4 protein-coding genes are annotated in these 4,233 nt (G+C 34.2%); 1 reads left to right on the top strand and 3 read right to left on the bottom strand.

Annotation, left to right across the window (positions count from 1 at the left end):
* Nucleotides 1-358: 358 nt before the first annotated feature.
* Together EG242_RS10980 and EG242_RS10975 are read right to left on the bottom strand one after the other, a co-directional pair.
* Nucleotides 359-1,348: a hypothetical protein gene (locus EG242_RS10980; protein ID WP_124899919.1), complete on the bottom strand. Its 990-nt coding sequence runs from the start codon at nucleotides 1,346-1,348 to the stop codon at nucleotides 359-361.
* Between the two features lie 149 nt (nucleotides 1,349-1,497).
* The gene (locus tag EG242_RS10975) at nucleotides 1,498-2,232 is read right to left on the bottom strand and encodes a CPBP family intramembrane glutamic endopeptidase (protein WP_124899918.1); all 735 of its coding nucleotides are present in this window, start codon (nucleotides 2,230-2,232) and stop codon (nucleotides 1,498-1,500) included.
* Nucleotides 2,233-2,373: 141 nt separating this feature from the next.
* On the opposite strand from EG242_RS10975, the gene EG242_RS10970 reads away from it, so the two are divergent.
* Complete coding sequence (locus tag EG242_RS10970) at nucleotides 2,374-3,930, top strand: IS1182 family transposase (protein ID WP_235831901.1); 1,557 nt, start codon at nucleotides 2,374-2,376, stop codon at nucleotides 3,928-3,930.
* 79 nt (nucleotides 3,931-4,009) lie between these two features.
* Here the strand turns inward: EG242_RS10970 and EG242_RS14955 are convergent.
* Nucleotides 4,010-4,233: hypothetical protein (locus tag EG242_RS14955; RefSeq protein WP_203227708.1), on the bottom strand; the 224-nt coding region annotated here is incomplete at its 5' end.

Below are 4,233 nucleotides of genomic sequence, written 5' to 3'. Positions count from 1 at the left end.
TTGGAAATCTGGTTACGTTACATGTCTTTGGGCAACGAGGTCCGCCAAAAGCATATCTTATCGAGAATACACTTGCCTATGTGAATTAGTTTTTACGGGTAAGGGAACTTGTATTTAATTGCGTCGGTAAATCGAAAAATAACAATAAGACAGCACAAGTTCAACCATAAAAAAAGCAGTAATCGTAAAATTACTGCTCGTATATCTTAAAGCTCCACTTCGAAAACTTCATAATACGTATTAAGCTTCCTGCGGTTCCGTTCAACGGGCTTTCATCTCGTGCCCTCCGGGCAAGACGACCCGAGGGCTCTGCCCGAACCGAGCGAAGCTAAAGCTTAGTTATTATATGCCGTTTTTTTTATGGTTTGTCTAAATAGAAATTTTCAAGGTTCATTTCTGCAATTTTTGGAAATTCACTTTTAATCTTTAAATAATCGTTTTGGTTTAAGGTAAATTCATAACCTAAATTTACATACTCTCTTTGCATAACGATGATTTTATTTTCGTATTGTCCACCATTTTTTATTGGTAAGTAAATGAAGATTGAATATGGTAAGTTTTTAAAACCAAATTCTGCTTGTATATATTTTGCACTTTCACCTCGATTTAAGGTCGAATTAAATGTTTTTACTGATTTGAAATTTGATTTTTTAAGTTCTGAAAATATTGTTTCAATTATCGGTAAAATTCCAGATTCTCTAAGTGTATTTAAGTCTCCTTGAATTGCAAAATAGCCGATTTCATTTTTAAATTTCCTTTTTCTGTCAACTCTTTCATCATAATAAATTCTGAAATTTGAAATGTCAGAAACATTAAAATCAAACTTTTCAATTTGTTTTATAGTTGGTTTAGCGTTTGCAGAAGAAAGTGGATTTGTATTCAAGTTTACACCAGCAATTTTATCAGTCCCATATTGCTTCAAAAAACTAAAAGTCAAGACTTTTTGAGAGTTGTTTATTGGCTTGAAATTATACAAAATATTATTGATAAATATTGTGTCATTCCCGTTTAGAGTTGCATTTAGTGCTGGTAAAATATTTTCATTTCCTGTCGGAATACCTTCTGTTTTGAATATTTCGTTTATTTGGCCAACAATTTGAATAATTTGCTGTTCTGAAATGTTTTTAGCAATGTCTTCAACAATTAGGTGTTTAAATTCTGTGTAATTTTTATTTTGAATTAATAAGACTGCTTTGTCAGTCGTAAAACGCATTTCTTCTTCTGAAAGAATTTCAGTTTTATAGTTACTTATATCATTTTTGTCTTGATTTTTTGTATTTTCTTTGGTTTGTCCTTCACAAGAATAAAAAGTCAAACATAAAATTAGAAAGCAGATTGTTTTTTGCATAGCGTTGTTCTAAAATAGCATATAACGTGTTGTCGCTTGTTGCAGTTGCGTAAATTTATAACAAAAGATTACAAGTACAAAACTCCTCATAGAATTTTCGGAGAAAATTCCGAATACAAACCGAGCCTAGCAATTGCAACAAACGGCTGTTACCTGCTGGTTTTTAATTCCGTTTGTTTATTTATAATCAAAATCATAGTCAAAATCAGTCCGAAACCAAATATTATCATAAGTGATATTTTTTGATAAGAATTAAAATCAGCAAGATTTTCAGTTAGCTTTGGTGATACAAAAAAGCTTATCAGATTAAAAGCTAAATGTGTTAAAATATTCAACCAAATATTTTTTGTTTTTAAATAAATATATCCCAAAAATATTCCGCCAATAAAAGTTCCAAACAAACCATTTTCTGAAAAAATATGAGCAAAACTAAAAATTAAAGCAGAAACCCAAATCGCTTTAGAAAATCCTTTTTCATTAAATAATTTCTGTGATATAATTCTACGAAAGTATATTTCTTCCAAAAATGCCCAAACAGTCAGTAAAATCAAAAATCTTGGTAATTCAGACTGTGTTGTTCTAATTTGGTCAGTCCATTGCCATTCCATTAAATTATAAACTAATAATGGAATAAAATAAGTTACCAAAAAGAGCCCGATAATTCCGATAATAATTGGGAAAATGTATATAATTCGGAAAGTTGAGTTTTCTTTTTTCGGAAGCAAGCTTGGATTAAATTTAATAAGGAAAAATCCAGCTAAAATAATGGACAAAATATTAATAATTCTACTTGTCCAAAAGTCGGTTAGTTCAGAAGAAAAATAATAGCCAATAAGTAAAATGAGTAAACTCAAAAATAAATTCAGATAAAGTCTTTTACTCATATTTGATTCAGTATTCAATTCGGATTAGGTTCGGTTTTTTCAACTTGCAGGTAACGGCAGTCCGTGAAAAAAGTACACAAACTCCTTTCAAATATAGTTAATATTTCTTAAATTCATAAGGTATTCATAATTCACGGTTTTATGCCTATCATCAATGGTTTAGACAGACACCAACTTACATTCTCTAGTTTAGAAGCTACTATTGCTACCGATAATGATGTCCGGTTTATAGATGCTTTTGTAGATAAATTAGATCTTCAGCAACTAGGCGTTCGCTCTTTAACTTCCTCGGATAAAAAGAAAGAAGGTCGGTCATCTTTTAGTGATGCTTTATTTCTCAAACTCTATCTTTATGCTTACCTCAATGGCATTCGCAGCAGCAGAAAGCTTGAGCGTGAAGCCATCCGAAATATAGAATTGCAATGGTTGTTGCAGGGACTGCATCCCAATTACCATTCCATAGCCGACTTTCGTAAAATCAATGCGAAGGCGCTACAAAATCTGTTTAAACTATTTGTTTCATTTCTAAAAGATGTAGGATTAGTAGGCGGAAAAGTAATCGCCGTAGATGGCACCAAAATTAGAGGCAACAACAGCAAAAAAAATAATTACAATCCTAAAAAGATCCAACGCCACTTGGATTACATAGCACAAAAAAGCAAGGCATTGCTAGAAGAATTTGAGCAGACCGATGCCTGTGAAGATGAAGCGATAAGCCTTGGTGATGTGCAAGAAAAACTAGCTCGATTACAGCAACATAAGATAAAATACGAAGTCTTACAAGATCAGCTGGCTCAAAGCCAAGAACCACAAGTAAGCACAACAGATCCAGATGCGAGAGCCTTATTGGTAAGAGGAGTTGTGGTCGAAGTAGGATATAATGTGCAGGCAGCCGTGGATCAAGAGCACAAATTGGTGGTGGCTACACACACGATCAATCGCAATGATAAAAATGCTTTATATGCTATCAGCAAAGAAGCAAAAGATAATATCGAGGCAAAAGAATTAACGGTCTTAGCAGATAAAGGTTACCACACCGGAAAAGAACTACAAGCTTGCCAAGAAGCAGCTATAGATACAATTGTAGCCCGCCAAGAGCTTGTCAACAGCAATACCAAAGGCACACAGCCTGATTATATGGTTCAGCACTTTGTGTATGATGAAGCATCAGATACTTATACTTGCCCAGCCGGACAAACCTTACGTACTACAGGTAGATTGCACCGCAAAAAGCGTGATAATGATGTTAGTTATCAGTTTAAAAAATACCGAACAGGAGCTTGTCAAAGTTGCGCAGTGCAACATTTATGTACAGGTCGGCACGATGGCCGAAGAGAGATAGAACGCAGTGAATATGCTGCATATGTAGAAAAGAACAAAGAAAATTACGAAGCAAATCCAACATTATATCGCCAACGACAAGAAATCAATGAACATATCTTTGGCACCATTAAGCGGCAATGGAATTTGTATTATACCAATCTACGAGGCTTAAAGAAAGTGAATGGAGAAGTAGCATTAATCATGTTGGTGTACAATATGAAAAGAGTTCGCAATATCTTAGGTTTTGACAACCTCATGGAAAAACTGCACCAATGGACACCCAAGTACCCAGGGGGTACTATTTTTATCCAAAAACGACATCATTTCCTTCCATATAAGCCTTTCAATATTTCAGAAGAAAAAATCTGTGCATAAAAATAGGTGCTCTAAAAGCACCTTATAAGTGTGTATAAATTCATTCTACAAGCTGTTTCCTTGCTGAAAAGGATTTTTTTCACAGCCTGACGGTTTCGGGCTTGGCGAAGGTGGCGATTTTCACCACAAATGTTGATGCGGAGAACCAAACTTTTATTAACCACAAATGTGTCTTCGGACCACTGAACCGCCACTTTTGCCAAACCCGTGTGTGTGCCCTGCATATGCAGGACACACCCTGAAAGCTTTTCAAATAGTTCAAAAATACAAATTTAGTTTTACGAACCAAGTTTTCGGGGTGTT

Source organism: Paenimyroides viscosum (assembly GCF_003858535.1).
Lineage (GTDB): Bacteria > Bacteroidota > Bacteroidia > Flavobacteriales > Flavobacteriaceae > Flavobacterium > Flavobacterium viscosum.
The sequence above is the reverse complement of the archived record's forward strand: the minus strand, read 5'-3'. Positions and strand labels throughout refer to the sequence as shown.

Coding starts and splice junctions, on each gene's coding strand:
- EG242_RS10980 (WP_124899919.1), bottom strand. CDS start 1,348: ATGCAAAAAACAATCTGCTTTCTAATTTTATGTTTGACTTTTTATTCT.
- EG242_RS10970 (WP_235831901.1), top strand. CDS start 2,374: ATGCCTATCATCAATGGTTTAGACAGACACCAACTTACATTCTCTAGT.
- EG242_RS10975 (WP_124899918.1), bottom strand. CDS start 2,232: ATGAGTAAAAGACTTTATCTGAATTTATTTTTGAGTTTACTCATTTTA.